Genomic DNA, 17921 nt, shown 5'->3' with positions numbered 1-17921 from the left:
CCACGCTTTAAACTGCACAATCATTAGTTTTTTTCGCACCCGGGACCGCTCCTTCCATATCTTCAGACGCACGTTCCCTCCAGATATGGTTTAGATCATGGTCACTTTCTATTTCCCGTTTGAAATATCCCCGGACAGTTGCCGGTCGCGGCCGGCGGACCCGGTATATTTGTGCCATGTGATACCTGATCCTGATTATCCTCGACGTCTGGCTTAGTGTTGAATGGTGGCACAGGAATAAACTTATCCCCTGCCCATATAAATCGGTTCAAAAGCGCCGTTGTTTACCATCATTACCTGATCCTGCTGATACACCTGCCAGGCAGCATTAACAACATTTTAAATTTCCGGCGAATAAAATTTAAGCGTTGAGCCTGCGCCGATGTCTTCCGAACTTAAACCCGCCAATAAGTTTGTCCAGTGATACGGGACCTGAACCAATGACCATAAACTGGACCTGCAGGGCCATCACGAGCCCGTTCACCCAAATATCGGTATTCATGAAAGGGGAAAGAAAATCTGCAAATAATATGGATGCTGTAATAACCAGCAGCCCTATTAAAGCTGCTGCCCGTGTCATTAATCCCAGGAATATAAGTGAGCCGCTGATAAGGTAGGAATATATGGCACTATTGAGGATCAGGTTAACGTTGACGGGATCAGGATGGCCTGAACCTGACGCCATAATGACATCCCTGATATAAGGAAACTTCATCATAATCACCCATCCTTTGGCGATCAATGATAGCCCAAGGAGTATGCGGATCAGGTCTAATATCTTGGGGTGGTGTAAATCTCCCCAGCGTTACATTTTGTTTACCATATTCATCATAATGACCTCTTCAATCTTTTTAATAACTTAACGAAAACCCGGCACCTGGTTCCATATCACTATGGTAATGGCCCGATGCTGAAAATATTCAGTAATTCTATAGCTCAGAACTGCGGCATATTCCTTATCGGAATTCTCCATAAGGCAGTAAAATCCCAGGTACCCGTGAAACCATTGAGCCTGCTGCGGGTGTCTGCCTGCCGTTGCCTCGCTTTCATGTCATTTCCTCCTGCTCTGAATTATCATTTGCCCTGAAATTGTCTTAATAAATTAAACAATGTGGCGTTCTTGTTCTTTGATCGCAAGGTCGTTGATACAGGCAAAGCGTCTCCGCATCAGGCCATTATCATCAAACTCCCAGTTTTCATTTCCGTAAGCACGGAACCACTGGCCCTGAATGTCATGGAATTCGTACTCGAACCTCACGGCTATCCTGTTGCCGGTGAAGGCCCACAATTCTTTTTTTAGTTTGTAATTCAATTCTCGCTGCCACTTACTGCTTAAAAATTTGACCACGTTTTCCCGTCCGTTTATAAATTCGGACCGGTTTCTCCATTCGGTATCTATGGTGTATGCCAGGGATACCCTGATTGGGTCCTGGCTGTTCCAGGCATCTTCGGCAAGCTGGACCTTTTCAAGTGCCGTTTCCAGGCTAAAAGGCGGAATAGGGTTTCTGATTTCCATAATAAAATTTTTAAAAGTGAAACTATTGGCTACATGCGGCTCGATATCCTCCATTTCCCTTTTTAAGGATCGGCGGCGGATAGCGGGGATGTATAACCATTTTTTAACAATAAATTTGCTCAGATTCATGCCGCTGTGTATCGATAGCAAATGATGACCGTTATACCGGCCAGGGCCACGGTCCCGAAACCAAATGCTTTTCCCAATAATGCTCCGAGGATACAGCCTATTAGAAAGCCGCCTATCAAAACCAATCCCTTCCTGATATTTTGCCGGCTTTGCAAATCCTTAAATCGGTATTTCAGCAGGTTACCGAAATCCAGCGAGGCCTGGGTTACATTCCCGGTCATCATTGTGGTCGGGCCATAGATCTCCCTGGCGAATAATTTGTTAAACGCATTCTGTAAGCCCATGGCAACAACAACACACATGACCAGCGGGTAAATTCCAGGGGGCTGCCTGAAGAAAATATTAAGCAGCCACCAGGAGATGCCTGCTGCCAGCAGTACCAGGCCTTCTATTAATAGCAAATTCCGGCCGCCGTTCAGGTCCGCGGCCGCACGGCCTCCGGCCATGACGGACAGGATAAAAGTGGGAAAGGTGATCAGCTTGATCCAGGCGTTCGCATCCTGCGCATTGATGACCTGGTAAGCAAAAACAACAAAATTTCCGGTTACGTGCGCAGAAAAGATCGTGTCAGCGGTCACGAAGGTAACAGTATCACAATAGCCTGCGACGGCAGCTAATACCAACGTAAGCTGTCCTATTTTTTTGCTTTCTTCCATGATCTGATTTCTTAAATTGAATTCAAATGTTTACTTAGTCAGTGTACTCAGCAGGTAATTATCCAAAGAATAGGTTCCCGGCCCGATAATAAATAATAACAAAAAGCAAAGGGTATACATGTAAGGGATATCTCTCCGTTCTGCCGGATCATTCCGGTGGACCCAAAAATATCCTACCGCTGTGACACCTATCGTTGGCAGTATTGCCAACCTTGTAAACAAACCTAAAATGACCATCATCGGAGCAACAGTATCGGCAAATGCAGCGATCCCCTGGTTGATCGCCTTGGGGAAATGAAAGGGATTAGGAACTTCCTCTGGCTGGCCATTATTGCCTTTGAATTTTTTCAGCCCGTGAACCCTAAACAGTTCAACAGCAAGCAGTACACGGAATACCAGCATAGCCAGGTTATTCAGTGAATTTCCGGCGGTGCTCTCTAATAGAATTTTGAATAGATCGTTCATGGTGATGTTCTTAAAATGCAAAACAGGAACAGCCCAGGACGCCCCAAAAAGCTGTAAAATCGCTTACCGGCACATTGCTCAAACGGGCATATTGATGATGATGTCCATGTATGTTACAGCTGCCTGCGCATTGGTGGATAGCGGAAGCCAGATTTTTTCCGCGGCCATTTTCGGCTGCGGCAGCGGTGCCCTCATTGATCAGCGATATATCGCCTGATGGGAAGTAGCCGCTCCGGATCAGGGTGGGTGACCAGTCGGGCAATACCGGTATAGCCGGCGGACTGTGATGAGCAAAATCACCTGTAGCGTAAACGATCTTGCCGTCGACGATCGTCAGCTCGGCTTCGATATTTTTGATATCATCTTCCCTGATCTTCAAATAATCGGCGTTTAATACGGTCAGATCGGCCATGTAGCCCGTTTTAATACTGCCTTTATGCTGCTGTTCGCCGCTAAACCAGGCGCTTCCCCTTGTATAAATTTCCAGCGCGGTTTCGCGCGACAGCTTTTGCTGATCGGGATAAAGCTGTAACCCTCCGACTGTTTTGCCGGCCGATAGCCAGTAGAGCGCTATCCAGGGGTTATAACTCGCTACCCTGGTGGCATCGGTACCACCGCCCACGGGGATATTTCTTTCCAGCATTTTTCGGACCGGCGGGGTTTGCTCCGCCGCCAGGTTCCCGTATCGTTCAGAAAAGTATTCACCCTGAAAGGCCATCCGGCTTTGGATGGCAATACCGCCATTCAAAGCCTTGACCCTATCTAAATTGCGCTCGTCAATGGTTTCTGCGTGGTCAAATATCCAGGGTAACCCGTCAAACGGGATTTCTTTATTGACCTTTTCGAAAATGTCCAGGAACCTGCTGATGCTTTCATTATAGGTCGCATGCATCCTGAAAGGCCACCTGTTGGCGACCAAAAGCCGGACGACTTTCTCCAGTTCGCTCTCCATATTTTCGGGCAGGACGGGTCGGGGCTGAAGAAAGTCTTCAAAGTCGGCAGCCGAAAAGACCAGCATCTCACCGGCACCGTTATGGCGGTACATATCATCTCCCTGATGCAGCTTCACAGTCTTTGTCCAGTTCTCAAAGTCTTCAAATTCCTTTTTGGGATGCTGGGTGAAAAGATTGTAGGCAATTCGCACGGTCAATTGTTTTTCCTTATTCAGTTCATCAATGATCCGGTAGTCTTCCGGGTAATTTTGAAAGCCGCCACCGGCATCAATAACACTGGTTATACCGAACCGGTTCATTTCTCTCATGTAGTGGCGGGTAGAATTCAGCTGATACTCATAGGACAATTTAGGTGCTTTGCTTAACGTAGCGTAAAGGATCATCGCATTAGGCGCTGCCAGGATCATACCTGTCGGTTCGCCTTCCGCGTTCCGCTCGATCTGACCGCCCGGAGGTTCAGGTGTATTTTTGTTATATCCCACTGCCCGCAGCGCGGCGCGGTTCAAAAAAGCGCGGTCATAGAGGTGGAGGATAAAAACCGGTGTATCGGGCGATACGGCATTGATCTCTGCAAGTGTAGGCATGCGCCTTTCCCTGAACTGATACTCCGACCAGCCGCCCACCACCCTGACCCATTGCGGTGAAGGTGTCCGAAGAACTTGTTCCTGTAACAACCTCATGGCATCCGCAAGGGAAGGAACGCCATCCCATCTGAGTTCAAGATTATAATTGAGCCCGCCGCGGATCAAATGGGTATGGGAATCATTGATACCGGGGACCACTCGTTTTTGCCGGAGGTCGATCACTGTCGTGTTGGTGGATAATAGCTGCATGACGGTTTTGTCGTCCCCAACTTCGATAAATTTACCGTCGGCGATGGCCACCGCGCTTGCCGCGGGATTTTGATGATCAACAGTGTGGATCTTTCCGTTGAACAATATCATGTCTGCCTTTTTCATTGGACCGTTTTTCTGATAATGAATGGATAAGCCTTGAACTATTTATTTTTTGCTTGTTTGGAGCACTTCGCTGATCGCAGATGCCGAAGCATCGTAAAATGCCGGGCCGGCTAAAATGGTCATTTTTTCCAGTGGGGGAAATGTCGAGTAATTTCCGGCTTTTAGGAACTGTGCTGTCCGATAGGCATCTATGGCTCCTTTTAACACGTTTTCTACAATGAGCCCGGTTGGTGAATCCAGGCCACCATCTTTCAGGTCGCTGGCGTGGGCATAACTCCTCACGCCCAGGCGCAGGGCCTCTCCCATGCCCACACGGCCAACATCCGTCATGAGGTCCGGTGTGAAATGATTTCGGTCACCCAGTCCGATGATCAGTAGTTTTTCGGCCGGAATGGTACCCTTTGGCGGGCTGATCAACAAAGTTTCGAGCGCGTGGCCTTTGAATTTTCCTGTTTTGCGAAGTTCCGTGATCAGTCCCTTCATTTGCTGGTCAACATGTACCATCCCGTTCAAGTTCGCCGGTAAGGCCGGTGGAGAGGTGTAGATATCCCCTTCTACATATTCAAAAACGCAAACAATCTGTAAAGGGGTAAGTTCCGCCGATGGGCTCTGAACTTTCGCTTCTATCTTTATGCCTTCTATCTCCCCAAGTATAGCTGAGGTGCCGATTGCCGGCAGATTGTTAGTTGCTTTTTGCTGGGCGCTTACTTTGTTCCCGTAACTAATCAGTAAGGAACATACCAAGAGGCTAAAAAAGCGTAGCCCTGATTTAAATCGTGCTGTCAAACCCTTTTTCATAATCATGGTATTTAAAATTTATAGGATATTCTTGAATTGGTAAAAAAAGCGTTTTTAGCTACAGGCAGTTCCGTTTCGATAAAAGGCCCGGTATCAAAATACTGGATGCCGATGTCCATGCTCAGGAATGGATTGACGTTGTAGCTTATCTTACCGAGATAACTGGTTCCGATATAACGCTTATCGGATGCGGAGCCTGAAAAATTTAAGTACCCGCTTGGGCGATAGATCCCATCGCGCAGTGAATAGCGCCAGTTGAGTACCACGTCGACCTGCAACGTGAACTTAGGACTGATTAATAATGAACCATAAGGGTGTACATCAATGAGATTGACAGGGCCGACCTGGGGATCGAACCCGAAATAACCACCTTTCGGGTAAACAGGATTAAATGTTTGCAACCGCCCGTCGCCTTTTCTGCTATCGCCAGATATGTAGTCGTTCCGGATGCCAATTGCCGGTTTGGCGGCCAGGTCGCTGAATATATAACCCACGTCAAAAGAAGCGGTCCATGCGCGAACGGACTCTTTTTTAAATGAACCTGTTTGCCAGGCGGTTTCGATATCGTACACAAAGTATTTGTCGCTTTTCCAGGCCCTCAGGCCAAAAGTGTGCCTGATATCTTTACCCTGACCGTCATCAAAAACAGCATGATCGTTCCGGCTGCCGATGTAATACGTGTCGAGATGGACAAACACATTGGTACCGAAAGTGGCATAAGCGCCCCAAAGGTTCAGCTGGTGAGTGGGTTTATTATCAAATACGCCCGGATTAAATTCATCTGCTTCCATGGCAAACGCGTCCAGCGATACGGTAGGGTTACGATAAAGGAGTTTACCCCCGGTAAAATATATACGAGCGTTCGGCCCTTCCCGTACTGATATGAGCCTTCCGGCACCGTAATTCAATTCCTGCCTGCCAGCCCTGATGACCAGAGAGTCTGTGTGATTGCGGGTTATCGTATAATCGGTAAACAGGTTTTGAATACTTAACTTATCTTCATCAATCGGGCGGGGACCGTCCCTGCGCCCGTTTTCCAGCGCACTGCGCAACTGCGCAAATATCCTTAGCCGATTTCCAAAGTGCAGATCGGCATGGAGGTCATAACGCTGAAGCTGGAAGTTATTATGCCCGGTGCCAATTCTTCCCCAGTCTTCATTGTTAAAGACATCATATTCAAGTCTGGCCTCTCCCCCGAAGCTTAACCATACCCGCTGGTTTGCCGTTAGCGGATCAAATTTGAGGTGCCGGTAAAAGCATTTTGTGGTATCGCCATGGAGATAGCCATAGTTTTCGTCATAGCGCATCAACTTGAAAGTTTGCGCAATACCCTGCCCGATGAGCAGGATATTACAGCAAAACAACCACAACAACGATATGAAGAACTGGCGTTTCAAAGGTGATGATTTAACAGGTGGAACCACCGGATTAGTGTTTTAGCATGTTTTTCGCATAGTGTACGCCCAGGCCATAACCGCCGCCATATTTAACGATCAGTGCAGTAACGGCATCATAGGTTTCCAGCCTTGCCCAATCACGCTGTAATTCCAACAGGTATTGCATCGCGGTCATCGGCCTGATCCCGTAAATCAGCATCCGTTGTATGGCCCGCTCGTGCGCTTCCTTAGAAACATCCCCACAGACATCGGCAATAAAGTAAACTTCAAATCCGTCTTCAGCGGCCGAAAGCGCGGCATCCACAATACAGACGCTCGTCCAGAGACCTGCGAATACAATTTTTTTCTTACCGGTGGCTTTAATGGCCTCACATGCTCTTGCGTCTTCCCAGGTGTTCATGGTGGTCCGGTCAATATAACCGCAAGCGACCTGCGGGTAATATTCTTCTACTTCCGGAAATACCAGGCCGGAAAAGCCTTGTTCAGCCGCCGTGGTGATGATCGTCGGCACATTAAAGATTTTTGATGCACCGGCGACAATGGCGGTGTTAGTTCTCAGTTCGTTTCTGGAAATGCTTTCGATAGCGAATCCCATCTGTCCTTGTAAGTCGATCATGACCAAGGCATGGTTCTCAGGCGTTAAAAGATCTGATGCTGGTTTCATAAAAGTGTTTTTCCTACTTCGTTGCAGGTTTCATACCAGCCAATAAACTCTTATAAATCAATGATTTAAACAAATAAACACCACTTATTCGCTGGTGATATACCGCTGAAAGATATCAGTTTGTCGAATATTAAATAATTGCCTATCCCCAGGTCAGGCGACAAAAAGCTTACAAACTTTATTCATTTTTTGCCGGGCTAATTTTGTCAGAGGCTTATCCGGTGGTCAGCGATGTCAAGAAGCGCAGTTTTATGTGTTACGATCAGGATGGTCTTGTAACCTTTCCAGGACCTGATCAGTTTCAGAAAGTTATGTTCGGCCGTTTGGCTCAATCCTTCAGTTGGTTCATCCAATAAAATGATCGGCGCATCCTTCAAAATGATCCTGGCCAGAGCGATCATCCTGGATTGTCCGGTTGAAAGGTGGCGGCCGCCTGTACCCACCGGTTTCTTTAAAAATGCCATGGCGTTTTTTTCCGCTTTGAAGAGCCCTGATTTTATTGCCGCGTGAATAACCTCAGGGGTTGTGCAGCATGTTTTTGCGAGCGCAATGTTCTCAAAGATACTGCCTTCGAACAGCGCGGGCCGCTGCTCCATGTAAGCGATCTGCTCATTAAGTTTTGCGGGCTCAATTTGACGCGCAGGTGTCCCGCCAATATAGATCATACCCTGCGAAGCCTCCTGCAATCCTGCGATAAGATCCAGTAAGGTTGATTTGCCTGCGCCGTTAACCCCGGTGATTACGCTCACCGTATTTTCATGGATCTTTAAACTTAACTTGTCAAAAATACAATGCCGGCCATAAGCAAAGTTGACCTGTTCCAGTTGAATAGCATTTCCTTGAGGTAATGAACCGTATTTTCTTGCCGGTTCACCGTCTGATGAAGCCAGTAATATACGGCTGCCCGCGAGCAGGGTCCTTGCAAAACGGGCCGCCGTTTCCGGCATGGCATACAGCGTTTCATAGAGCGCCAGCAGGATCAATATGACCAGTACCTTTTCGGCGCTGCTAAATACCAGCCGGCCGGGCCCACTGATGATCAGAATTCCTATCGCAAAAAAAGCTTGAATACATATCCCAGTAATAAGGGTACGCGTGGCAATCTTTTTTAAAAAGCCAATTCGGAATGATTCGATGGAGCGGATATGCAGCAGTAAACTTTCATGATAGCGACCAAGGCAGCCAAATAGTTCCAGGTCTTTCAGACCGTCGAGATATTCCGCAAGCTCCTCCTGTAGCGCCTTCAAATGGCCAGCCCGTAGTAATTCGTGTTTTTTCCCTATTCTTAATGAAATATAGGGGATCAGGGCCCCACAGGTCATGAGCAGCAAAAACATTGCCCACGTTAACAGCGGGAGATAATAACTGATCGTCAGCGCCGTGATAGTAAAAACAATTAAGGTGCTGAGCCATGGCAGGACTGCGCTCAGGTAAAAGTTATCCATCTCGGCAACGTCACCCGTAATCCTCGCGGCCAGGTCGGTACTCCGGAATTTGACAAGTTCCTTTTTCTTTATATTCAGCAGATATTTGAATATGTTTACCCTCGCCTCACCGGCAAGACGAAGTGTGATCCGATGGGTAAACAAGCGTTCCGCGTAGCCGATCAGCGGACGGCCTACCGCCAGCATCCGGATCAATGCACCAGGTAAAAACAGGTTATAAGTCAATAAGCTGAGTACGCCTGAACCGGTCAAAGCCGTGGTCGTAATAAACCAGCCTGATATTCCGGTTAGCATCAGGCCGGCAGTCAGGTTAACGACCGCCAGTAATACGCCGGATACCTTCCCAAGGTCCGCCCTCTTATACATGTCCGGTATTTGCTTCAGCATGCTATAAATTAATTTTACGGTAACCTTTAAAAGCTTCATAACGGGCACCATGACCGGTAATGATGACCGTCATACTTTGGGTGGTTTGCTCCAGCATGCCGATCAGCTCGGCTGCCGATGTCCCATCCAAATGGGTAAGCGGTTCGTCCAGCAGCAATATTTTCGCATTTTTTACCAGTGCCCGTGCCAACGCTATTTTTTGGCGTTCACCACCGGATAAACACTTGCCGTCTTCGGCGACCAGGGTATCCAGGCCCCTGGGCATATTGTTGATCCGTTCGGCAAGCGATACCTGTGGCAGGATGTTTTCATAAAGATAGGCATCACTTTTTTCGGTTCCCATCAGGATATTCGAACGGATACTTCCGGTAAAGAGTGCCGCATGCGGTCCCACCCAACTGACCAGGCGGTAAAGGTCTTGTTCCCGCATTTCCCCTAAGGGTTGCCGGTTGAGTTGGATGCTGCCCGCGACAGGCGTCAGCCAGCGCATTAATAAAGAAAGAACGGTCGTTTTGCCCGCACCATTTTCGCCGGTAATCCATATTTTCTCGCCGGGCAGGATACTGAAAGTGATATCATTCAATACCTTCTGCCCGGGGACATAACCGAAAGTCACTTTTTGAAACATGATCACAGGAGCAGTGACTTCAGCGTCCTGCCCAGGCCTGCTGTCCCGCCCGGATGGTAGCGGGAAACTGGAATTTTCCTTAAGCAGGTCATAAGCCTGGAAGTGCATGACCGCACCAATGGCCTGCGCGCGGTCATGATAAATAACACCTAATTTTTTAAGCGCATTAAAAAATTCTGGAACCAGCAATAATATGACCAGGCTTCGTTGCAGCGTGAAAGCAGATGCAGGGCCCAGGTGAATGTAGCCGACCAGATTCAACCCGGTATAGATCGCCACGCCCGCGATCGCCACCGCGGTAAAAAAATCAATGACTGCGCTGGAAAGAAAGGCTGTCTTCAATACCTCCATAACGCGTTGGGCATAAATTTCAGAAGATCTTCCGATCAGAGATACCTCGGTATCAATGCGGTTAAAAAGCGAAAGGGTGGTAATTCCGCGTAACCGGTCCAGAAAATAATTACTCAGGAGCGACAAAGTTTGCCATTGCGCCCGACTTTTCGTTTCCGTGCCTTTTCCGATGATGACCATAAAAACCGGTATGACCGGCGCGGTCAGGAGTATCAGGATTGCGGGCAACCAATTGATCCAGGCGATATAACTGATGGTGATAAAAGGAATGGCCAGGCACTGGATGACCTGTGGAAGATAGCGCGTATAATACAGTCCGATCGCATCAGCTTCACTCATCATTTCTAAAGCAAGACCAGCCGTTATTCCGGCGTGTTTCCGGTGTTTGCTTTTGGCGTTCAGGCGCGCGATGATCCGAATGCGGAATTCTGCAACCGACAATTCAGTTAACCTTGCGGCCATGACATCCGAAAAGTAACTGATCAGCGTTCTTCCTGACCCAAATAGGAATAACCAGATCACGGGCGATAAAAGCCCGGCCGTATTAACCTGCCCAACAATTAATGTTAATATTCGGGCCAGAAAATAGAGCTGGACCGCGACCATGCAGAAGGAAGCGATCCGTAGCAGGGCGATCAGCGCAATTTTGAATTTCCATTCCCGCGCGTAAAAGTTGAGCAATTGCTGCGCTTTTTTTGCATGGTTTTTTTCGGGTGGCAGGCGCATATTAACGTTTATTTCCGGTTCTGGAAGAAACGGACTTTGAGGTATTCAGCCACCAACAAAACAGGAAGATTACCGCGAACAGGAATATCGCGGCCAACGCTGCCGCATTTCCGAGAAACCCCAGCACGATAAAGAAAAAGATCATTCCTGCCAGTGAGATCACCATCCGGATCGGCCAGGAAAGATAAACAGGCCGCTCCGGAACCAGGAGGTTTGTTTTTCTTGCACCGTTGCCCAACTGATGCAAGAATGGTGTATTGGGTTCGTAATTATTCTGACGGATCACTTTTCCGCGAAATACGGTATAGGAATAAACCAGGTACGTAAGGATGACCGGGATGATGACAAAAGCGGAGGTGAGCAGCACCGCATTTCCATAAGCGGGCGAGCCTGCATTATAAATGGTCAGGTCAGGAGGAACGATAAACGGCCAAAAACCTGCTAATATGTATATCGCTGAGATCAGCGTGAATATAATATTAAGGGTAAAGGGTAACCAGTCAGGCTGCTTACCTAAAGTCCATAACATCACAGCCAGCAACAGGGCACCGGAGAAATACCAAAGCAGTGAGGGTAACGTTAAGACGTTTTGCAGGCCGAACACGCCGAACCGGGGATTAAACAAAGGAAAATGGAACCTGCCGTAAACGATTAACAGCAGCAAAATGCCCAGTGTAAAGATCAGGATGCGGGCTATCTTTCTGGTCTTTTTTTGTAAGATTCCGCTGGTCTTAAAATTTAGCCAGGTAGCGCCAATCAAGGCATAACTTACGATAAGTACGAAGCCGGTGACCAAGGTAAAGGGCGAAAGGAAATGAAATACAGGCACCAATTTGCCGGGTGTATTCGTGTGAACTATTCCTTCCATTAAATTTCCCAATATTATGCCCTGACAAAAAGCCGCCATGACAGAACCTGCGGTAAACGCCAAAGTCCAGGAGTTCTTAAAACCTGCTGTAATAAAACGGTATTCCATGGCCACTCCCCGCAACGCAAGTGAAATGACCATCAGGATGACCGGCAGGTAAAGAGCCGGCAGCAATAAGCTGTAGGCGTTCGGAAAGCCGCCGAACATGCCCACTCCCATCAGGACGATCCAGGTTTCGTTACCATCCCACACCGGAGTAATTGAATTAACGGCAATATCACGCTCCTCTCCCTGTTTAATGAAAGGTAACAAAATACCGACCCCAAGATCGAAACCGTCGAAAATGGTATACATCGTAACTGAAAAGGCCATGATCAAGGCCCACAAAATGTGACTTTCCATATTTTATTTTATCTTTAAAGGGCCGGGAAAACCGGCAACAGAGTCGGGGTGGTTATCTTTATCTGACCGGAGGGTCCGATGGAGCTCCCCGGGGCCTTTTCTTGTCATCCGGGCAATATGACTGATATAGGCAAAGAGAAGGATCAGGTATACCACCACAAATAAAGTAAATGAAAATACAACCGCGTTGCTGTTCAGCAAAGAACTACCTTCAACCGTTTTTAACTTGCCATAAATGATATAGGGCTGCCGACCCGTTTCCGAGGTGATCCAGCCCGCTACTGTGGCGATTACCCCGGCAGGGGTCATCCACAAGCAAAGTTTTAAGAACCAGCGCTTATCATATAGCCTGCCGGTAAAGCGAAGTGCCACGCTTGTCAGGGCCACAAAAAAGATCAGCACGGCAATAAAAAACATCACTCTGAAAAAATAAAAGGTCATACCCATGCTGGGCTGTAATTCTGGCGATGTTCTCCTTAAACCCGGAACTGCACCATGCAAAGTATGGGTGACCAGGATACTGCCCAGATACGGTATGCCTATCTGCGTTTTATTGTATTGATTTTTACTGTCCGGGTTAATATAGATCAGATACGGGGCGTTGGGCGTGTCGGTCCAGAACCCTTCCAGTGCCTGGGTTTTAGCTGGCTGAAATTCCGACATCTTCATATAAAGCGTGTCACCCACCCATAGCTGCAGCGGGATCATAACGGTGATCACGGCCATCGCGATAGAAAAACTCACACGTCCGAATTCAAGATGACGCCTTTTAATGAGGTACCATGATGAAATGCCGGCGATCAGGAATGCTGATGAAAAAATGGAAGCCAGCAGCATGTGCGGATAACGAATTACAAACGCCGGGTTGAATACGGCATGCCACCATTCCGAGATAAAGAACTGGCCATTGCGAACGGTATAACCGGCTGGTGTTTGCAGCCACGAATTTGCCCCTACGATCCAGGTTGCCGATATCAATGTACCCAGCGCGACCATAAACGTGGCGAAAAAGTGGATCCCGGGCTTGACCCTGTTCCAGCCCAATAACATGATGCCTAAAAAACCGGCCTCAAGAAAAAAAGCGGTCATTACCTCCATACCGATGATACTGCCCAGTACCGGCCCTGCGGCATAAGAAAAGCGAGACCAGTTCAGGCCAAACTGGAAGGACATGAAAATTCCCGTAACCACACCTATCGCAAAGTTCAGGGCAAATATGGACGACCAGAATTTATAAATACTGAAGTAAACCGCTTTGCCTGTTTTGAGATATAACGCGTGGATCAGGACCAGGAACCAGGCGAGACCGATGGACAGCGAGGGGAAAATAATATGGAAGGACGCTGTAAATCCAAATTGAAAACGGGATAGAGATTCTGCAAGGTCTTTCATAAATCTAAATGTTATTACGGGTAAAATTGTCCTTTGCCGTTAAGGCTGTCTAACGACGATAAAAACCGGATGATATTCGATAAATTGACCCGCCGCTTTCCATCTACAAATGCCGTTCACCGGCTATGTTCAGTAATATCTGCCCAGGCTTTCCCTGCTAAAATCCCTTAATTCATCATATCTACCATCCCTCATCTTTTCTATCCAACAGGGATCCTGTAATAAAGCCCGCCCAACTGCAACCAGATCAAACTCACCGCGGTCATACCTGCGCATGAGCTCGTTAAAATCCGCTTTCCGCGCGCCCTCGCCGTGATAAAGCGATTGCAGGAATTCACCGGAAAGCCCAACCGAGCCTACCGTGATGCTGGGCTGCCCGGTGATCTTTTTTGCCCAGCCGGCAAAGCTCAGGTCGGAACCTTCAAATTCCGGCTGCCAGTATCTTCTTTGCGAACAATCAAAAATATCGATGCCTGCCTCCGCCAATGGCAATAACCAGGATTCCATTTCATTGGGTGTTAAGGCGTTTTTCGCCTCGTAATCTTCCAGCTTCCATTGCGAGAGCCGGATCAGGATGACAAAATTCTCCCCAACCACTTTTCGTATGGCTTTAACAACCTCGACCGCAAAGCGGGTTCTCTCTCCAATGGTTTTCCCGCCATAGTCGTCTTTGCGGTGATTAGTGTGGCTCCAAAAAAACTGGTCGATCAGGTAACCATGTCCTCCATGTATTTCCACGCAATCGAAACCGAGATTCTTTGCATTTAATGCCGCATTGGCAAAAGACTCAACAGTTGCCTGGATTTCCCCACGGGTCATCATATCCGGTCCTTCAAAATGCAAGGAGGGCAACCAACCTGATGGATCGGGTTTGGCTATACCGACATGCCAGAGCTGCGGCCCCATTACTCCCTTATGCTGATGAACCAGGCGAATCACCCGCTCCCAGCCTTCTAATGCCTCAGCATAAAAGTTTGGGATATCCTTAAAATGCTTGGCGGCCGGTCTTTCGATAGCCGTACTTTCAGACAGGATCAGCCCCGCGTCCATCGCGCGCCTGGAATAATACTCGGCTACATCAACTGACGGTATGCCATCGGGGGAATGCTTCCGGGTCATTGGAGGCATAACGATCCTGTTCTTCAGGGTTAAGTTTTTATAAACAAACGGGCTGAAAAGTGGCTGGATATTCATGAGACTGCGATGTTGTTTCTTTTCTATTTGATTTTCCTGCGACCCATCATTCAAAGCGAATACCATATCACAAGAACCTGAAAGTCAAAATATTACATACAACCGCACAGGTAATTTCCTCACGCCATTTCAAGAAACGGAACCCAATTGTTGAAATATCACTTATATATCATTAAATGAAGAAATAGTCTTTCTACCAACCCGGATTCCCACCATTCAACTGTTGAGATTTCTATCCGGCAAGTGCTGTTTCCATTACCATCTCAAAAGCTGCCGGCACTGTATCGAAACCGCCGCGAAATTTACTGTTGAGATTTCAATTTCCAATCGCCATTCGGCGGGATAGCATAAATCGTCACCATCGAAAACACAACAAATGCACTCATAATCAAATAATTGACACATGGCACTTAGTATGCCTGCTTCAAGTATGGATAAACGACTCAAAGTAACACCGCTGATTACAGCTATGGCCGGTAATGTTTACGGAGCCGCCGAAGCTACCGCAGCCGGGAAAACCAATAACCCCGACGGGCTGCTGATCATTGCCGTACTGATCATTTTAGGGCTGGCAGGAACCATCGGACTGCTGATCTATGCGCTGACACGTATCGCCGGGAAAGCGCGCCCGCGCTTCACCAAGAACTCACTCAATCATTTAACATAATACCTTAACATACATGGAAAGAAAACCTTCATGCAATCTCAATCCCTGAGTGCTCGAGTCAACAGTATCAAATTAGGCAATGCGTTCGGTGAAAAATTAAGGAGAACCATTTTTGATTGAACATTGTGTTAAAAGACTTTACAACCCATCCTCCCCCCCACTTGGAGAAAGCGCATTTAACTGCATTTTTAGCCCGGTTGAAAACACACCGCTGAAAACAGGGAGGCGATCAAGGCATCCGACCAAGCAATTGGCGAGATTCTGCAGTCAGACATCATCGTCATCGGAGCTCGTTAAGAGATAACGCGCTGCACAAAGAGATTGATAGTATAGAGGTATGATGCACATAAAAAGAAGGGCTGAAAAACCCTCCTTTTTTATTGTTATTTTAAATGCGCCCGTAACATCCAGGCCATTTTTTCGTGCGTTTCGGCCAGGCCGGTCATGTAGTCGCTGGTGCCCATATCGTGGAGTTTGTCAGCGGTGTAGTCGATCTTACCGCGTAGGTTGATTATCAGGCTTTCATGGTCTTTTAACAATTCATGAATAAAACCATCGCCTGTATTCTTTTCATGCAGTTGTTCGCTAAGGCGGGTCAGATCCAAAAAGCTTTTTAAGCTGGCTGGAGCATAATGCCCCAAGGTACGGATGCGCTCCGCCACGCTATCTAATATTTCATCCAATTGTTGGTATTGTGATTCAAAGAATAAGTGCTTACTATGAAAGTCCGGCCCCTCCACGTTCCAGTGGGCGTTGCGGGTTTTGGTGTACAGCAGGTATTCATCTGCCAGGACGCTATTCAGGGCGTGGGCTGCTTTTTCGAGGTTCTCGGCCGACAGGCCAATTGTTGGTTCCATATTTTATTGAATTAATGGTGAATATATGTTAGTTGCGGTTCAGGCGTCTGTCTATTAACATGCTGAAAAACGACATCCAATCCTTCGTTGTCGATGGCATATTCCCTGCCATGGTATATTTTTTTAAAATGGATAACGCTTCAGCATGGTATCCAGGCTACCTCCATTATCACCATATTAAAAATGATCGCTATCGGTCATAACAAGTTGACGATTTTCTTTGGCTGTTTTAAACAGATGACGCCGGTATTAAAATCAAGGTTTTCTTGCGGGCCCGGGTCGATAGCCGAAATGTGGTGGATATCCTTTATTAAGTGTTTCACGGGCTTTGGCTGAGTTTGAATGCCATCGTTTAAAGATATCGGGCCGGCAGCCTGCACAGCCAATTGTTACGATGCATAAGCGTAATAATAGAATTCCTCCAAAAATCAGGATCGCGGTTTTAAATGAGCATGCCATTATTTTATGAGATTAACTGGGGGTGAAAAGGTGCCTGTGATGATCTGATAAACCGTGATGATAAAAATGTAGATGATTACCAGTGTGGTTACAGCCAACAGGATACCTGCCAATAACTGGTGCACCAAACCTGTATGCGCACCTGCGTAGATCAGGGAGGTAACAGTTACCGCCGTCAGGGGGAAACTTACCGACCACCAGGAGACCTTGAATGGACAGACTTTCGGAATCAGCATGATCTTGCTGCCAAACAAAACCAGCAGGAATAAATTAAAATAAAAAAGGACGCCTGAAAACAGGTCGAGGTTTCCCGTCAGGCCGTGGTATACTGAAAATGCCAGAGCCAAAGGCCCTGTCAGGATCATGAGGGTAGGTTGCACAGCCTCGGGTAAAGGAACCTGAAACAACAACCTGGAGAAGATAATGGTCAGCAGGATTATAGAAAAAAATATCCCGATACTAAAGGCGATCAGCGAAATTTCATGCGCTGAGGGTACCGCAAGTTTATAGCCCACAATAGGGATATCCAGCGTACCGACCACCGGAAGGACCCATGAGGGGTTCGCGGTTTGCGGTTGTTGTTGATGGTCGAACCATTTTCGCAAAACATACCAGGCAAAACAAAACATCATCAGTGCGCCGATACACCATAGGGCCGTAGCGAATGCCGGGAAATAAGGTAATATAACCCCGGGTAACAGTAGCAGGCACACGATAAATGTGGCAAAAAAACAAACGGCCACCGGATCTTGCATTTCCTGGTAAATAAGTGATGGAAACCTGATTATTTTGACGGTATAAGTTATGGTCAGGGCAATAAAAGCTAATACAGCTATCAGACCTATAGCTTCCGGTAACCAATGGTTCAGCGCCCAGTGATCTGCCGCCATCCGCCAAGCAAAACATAAGCCGGTCAATCCCATAACGCCACCAAACAGGCTCACCGGTAAAAACTCAAGAAAGCGAATTCGTGGTGAAGCAGTGCTATTCATCATTTGATAATTAAAT

General features: G+C 47.5%; 17 protein-coding genes. 2 read left to right on the top strand and 15 right to left on the bottom strand.

Annotated features, from left to right (window positions below; translation table 11 throughout):
- Positions 1-361 precede the first annotated feature (361 nt).
- From HYN43_RS08900 to HYN43_RS08840, 13 genes are all read right to left on the bottom strand, one after another.
- Complete coding sequence (locus HYN43_RS08900) at positions 362-766, bottom strand: DoxX family membrane protein (protein ID WP_342633830.1); 405 nt, start codon at positions 764-766, stop codon at positions 362-364.
- Between the two features lie 336 nt (positions 767-1102).
- Positions 1103-1645, bottom strand: a complete 543-nt coding sequence (locus tag HYN43_RS08895) for a nuclear transport factor 2 family protein (protein WP_245447218.1) — start codon at positions 1643-1645, stop codon at positions 1103-1105.
- Positions 1642-2301, bottom strand: coding sequence for a YoaK family protein (locus HYN43_RS08890; RefSeq protein WP_119411361.1), 660 nt, complete (start codon positions 2299-2301; stop codon positions 1642-1644). The genes HYN43_RS08895 and HYN43_RS08890 overlap by 4 nt, the downstream gene beginning before the upstream one ends.
- A gap of 30 nt (positions 2302-2331) precedes the next feature.
- Positions 2332-2766 carry a DoxX family protein gene (locus HYN43_RS08885; RefSeq protein WP_119411360.1) on the bottom strand — a complete coding sequence of 145 codons (435 nt, stop codon included), beginning with the start codon at positions 2764-2766 and terminating at the stop codon, positions 2332-2334.
- A gap of 10 nt (positions 2767-2776) precedes the next feature.
- A complete protein-coding gene (locus HYN43_RS08880) occupies positions 2777-4552 on the bottom strand; it encodes an amidohydrolase (protein WP_245447216.1) in 1776 nt (591 codons plus the stop codon).
- Positions 4553-4720: 168 nt separating this feature from the next.
- Positions 4721-5476: a M17 family peptidase N-terminal domain-containing protein gene (locus HYN43_RS08875; protein WP_119411666.1), complete on the bottom strand. Its 756-nt coding sequence runs from the start codon at positions 5474-5476 to the stop codon at positions 4721-4723.
- An 11-nt stretch (positions 5477-5487) separates the two neighbouring features.
- Positions 5488-6873: an alginate export family protein gene (locus HYN43_RS08870; RefSeq protein ID WP_205589903.1), complete on the bottom strand. Its 1386-nt coding sequence runs from the start codon at positions 6871-6873 to the stop codon at positions 5488-5490.
- A gap of 31 nt (positions 6874-6904) precedes the next feature.
- Positions 6905-7537 (bottom strand): isochorismatase family protein, encoded by a 633-nt coding sequence (locus HYN43_RS08865; RefSeq protein ID WP_119411357.1) that lies wholly within the window; start codon positions 7535-7537, stop codon positions 6905-6907.
- Between the two features lie 206 nt (positions 7538-7743).
- Positions 7744-9369 (bottom strand): amino acid ABC transporter ATP-binding/permease protein, encoded by a 1626-nt coding sequence (locus HYN43_RS08860; protein ID WP_162996391.1) that lies wholly within the window; start codon positions 9367-9369, stop codon positions 7744-7746.
- 1 nt (position 9370) lies between these two features.
- Positions 9371-11074 (bottom strand): thiol reductant ABC exporter subunit CydD, encoded by a 1704-nt coding sequence (gene cydD, locus HYN43_RS08855; protein WP_119411355.1) that lies wholly within the window; start codon positions 11072-11074, stop codon positions 9371-9373.
- A gap of 1 nt (position 11075) precedes the next feature.
- Positions 11076-12344, bottom strand: coding sequence for a cytochrome d ubiquinol oxidase subunit II (gene cydB, locus HYN43_RS08850; RefSeq protein WP_119411354.1), 1269 nt, complete (start codon positions 12342-12344; stop codon positions 11076-11078).
- A 3-nt stretch (positions 12345-12347) separates the two neighbouring features.
- Entirely contained in the window at positions 12348-13736 is a 1389-nt protein-coding gene (locus HYN43_RS08845) for a cytochrome ubiquinol oxidase subunit I (protein WP_119411353.1), read from the bottom strand.
- 129 nt (positions 13737-13865) lie between these two features.
- Positions 13866-14996 (bottom strand): NADH:flavin oxidoreductase, encoded by a 1131-nt coding sequence (locus tag HYN43_RS08840; protein ID WP_342633826.1) that lies wholly within the window; start codon positions 14994-14996, stop codon positions 13866-13868.
- A 364-nt stretch (positions 14997-15360) separates the two neighbouring features.
- Here HYN43_RS08840 and HYN43_RS08835 point away from each other — a divergent pair, with 364 nt between their 5' ends.
- The gene (locus HYN43_RS08835; protein ID WP_119411352.1) at positions 15361-15597 is read left to right on the top strand and encodes a hypothetical protein; all 237 of its coding nucleotides are present in this window, start codon (positions 15361-15363) and stop codon (positions 15595-15597) included.
- Between the two features lie 383 nt (positions 15598-15980).
- Here HYN43_RS08835 and HYN43_RS08830 read toward each other — a convergent pair whose 3' ends face one another.
- Positions 15981-16454, bottom strand: coding sequence for a Dps family protein (locus HYN43_RS08830; protein ID WP_119411351.1), 474 nt, complete (start codon positions 16452-16454; stop codon positions 15981-15983).
- Positions 16455-16547: 93 nt separating this feature from the next.
- Between HYN43_RS08830 and HYN43_RS30260 the strand changes: the two genes are divergently transcribed.
- The gene (locus tag HYN43_RS30260) at positions 16548-16790 is read left to right on the top strand and encodes a hypothetical protein (RefSeq protein WP_162996390.1); all 243 of its coding nucleotides are present in this window, start codon (positions 16548-16550) and stop codon (positions 16788-16790) included.
- A 122-nt stretch (positions 16791-16912) separates the two neighbouring features.
- On the opposite strand, the gene HYN43_RS08820 is transcribed toward HYN43_RS30260, so the two are convergent.
- Positions 16913-17908 carry an SLAC1 anion channel family protein gene (locus HYN43_RS08820; RefSeq protein WP_119411349.1) on the bottom strand — a complete coding sequence of 332 codons (996 nt, stop codon included), beginning with the start codon at positions 17906-17908 and terminating at the stop codon, positions 16913-16915.
- Positions 17909-17921 lie beyond the last annotated feature (13 nt).

Source organism: Mucilaginibacter celer (assembly GCF_003576455.2).
Classification (GTDB): Bacteria; Bacteroidota; Bacteroidia; order Sphingobacteriales; family Sphingobacteriaceae; genus Mucilaginibacter; species Mucilaginibacter celer.
The sequence above is the reverse complement of the archived record's forward strand: the minus strand, read 5'-3'. Positions and strand labels throughout refer to the sequence as shown.

Bases quoted from the DNA above. Each gene is read 5' to 3' on its own strand.
- HYN43_RS08880 (WP_245447216.1), bottom strand. From the start codon at position 4,552: ATGCAGCTATTATCCACCAACACGACAGTGATCGACCTCCGGCAAAAA.
- HYN43_RS08830 (WP_119411351.1), bottom strand. From the start codon at position 16,454: ATGGAACCAACAATTGGCCTGTCGGCCGAGAACCTCGAAAAAGCAGCC.
- HYN43_RS30260 (WP_162996390.1), top strand. From the start codon at position 16,548: ATGGCATATTCCCTGCCATGGTATATTTTTTTAAAATGGATAACGCTT.
- cydB (WP_119411354.1), bottom strand. From the start codon at position 12,344: ATGGAAAGTCACATTTTGTGGGCCTTGATCATGGCCTTTTCAGTTACG.
- cydD (WP_119411355.1), bottom strand. From the start codon at position 11,074: ATGCGCCTGCCACCCGAAAAAAACCATGCAAAAAAAGCGCAGCAATTG.
- HYN43_RS08875 (WP_119411666.1), bottom strand. From the start codon at position 5,476: ATGAAAAAGGGTTTGACAGCACGATTTAAATCAGGGCTACGCTTTTTT.
- HYN43_RS08845 (WP_119411353.1), bottom strand. From the start codon at position 13,736: ATGAAAGACCTTGCAGAATCTCTATCCCGTTTTCAATTTGGATTTACA.
- HYN43_RS08840 (WP_342633826.1), bottom strand. From the start codon at position 14,996: ATGGTATTCGCTTTGAATGATGGGTCGCAGGAAAATCAAATAGAAAAG.
- HYN43_RS08890 (WP_119411361.1), bottom strand. From the start codon at position 2,301: ATGGAAGAAAGCAAAAAAATAGGACAGCTTACGTTGGTATTAGCTGCC.
- HYN43_RS08895 (WP_245447218.1), bottom strand. From the start codon at position 1,645: ATGAATCTGAGCAAATTTATTGTTAAAAAATGGTTATACATCCCCGCT.
- HYN43_RS08885 (WP_119411360.1), bottom strand. From the start codon at position 2,766: ATGAACGATCTATTCAAAATTCTATTAGAGAGCACCGCCGGAAATTCA.
- HYN43_RS08860 (WP_162996391.1), bottom strand. From the start codon at position 9,369: ATGCTGAAGCAAATACCGGACATGTATAAGAGGGCGGACCTTGGGAAG.
- HYN43_RS08820 (WP_119411349.1), bottom strand. From the start codon at position 17,908: ATGATGAATAGCACTGCTTCACCACGAATTCGCTTTCTTGAGTTTTTA.
- HYN43_RS08835 (WP_119411352.1), top strand. From the start codon at position 15,361: ATGGATAAACGACTCAAAGTAACACCGCTGATTACAGCTATGGCCGGT.
- HYN43_RS08865 (WP_119411357.1), bottom strand. From the start codon at position 7,537: ATGAAACCAGCATCAGATCTTTTAACGCCTGAGAACCATGCCTTGGTC.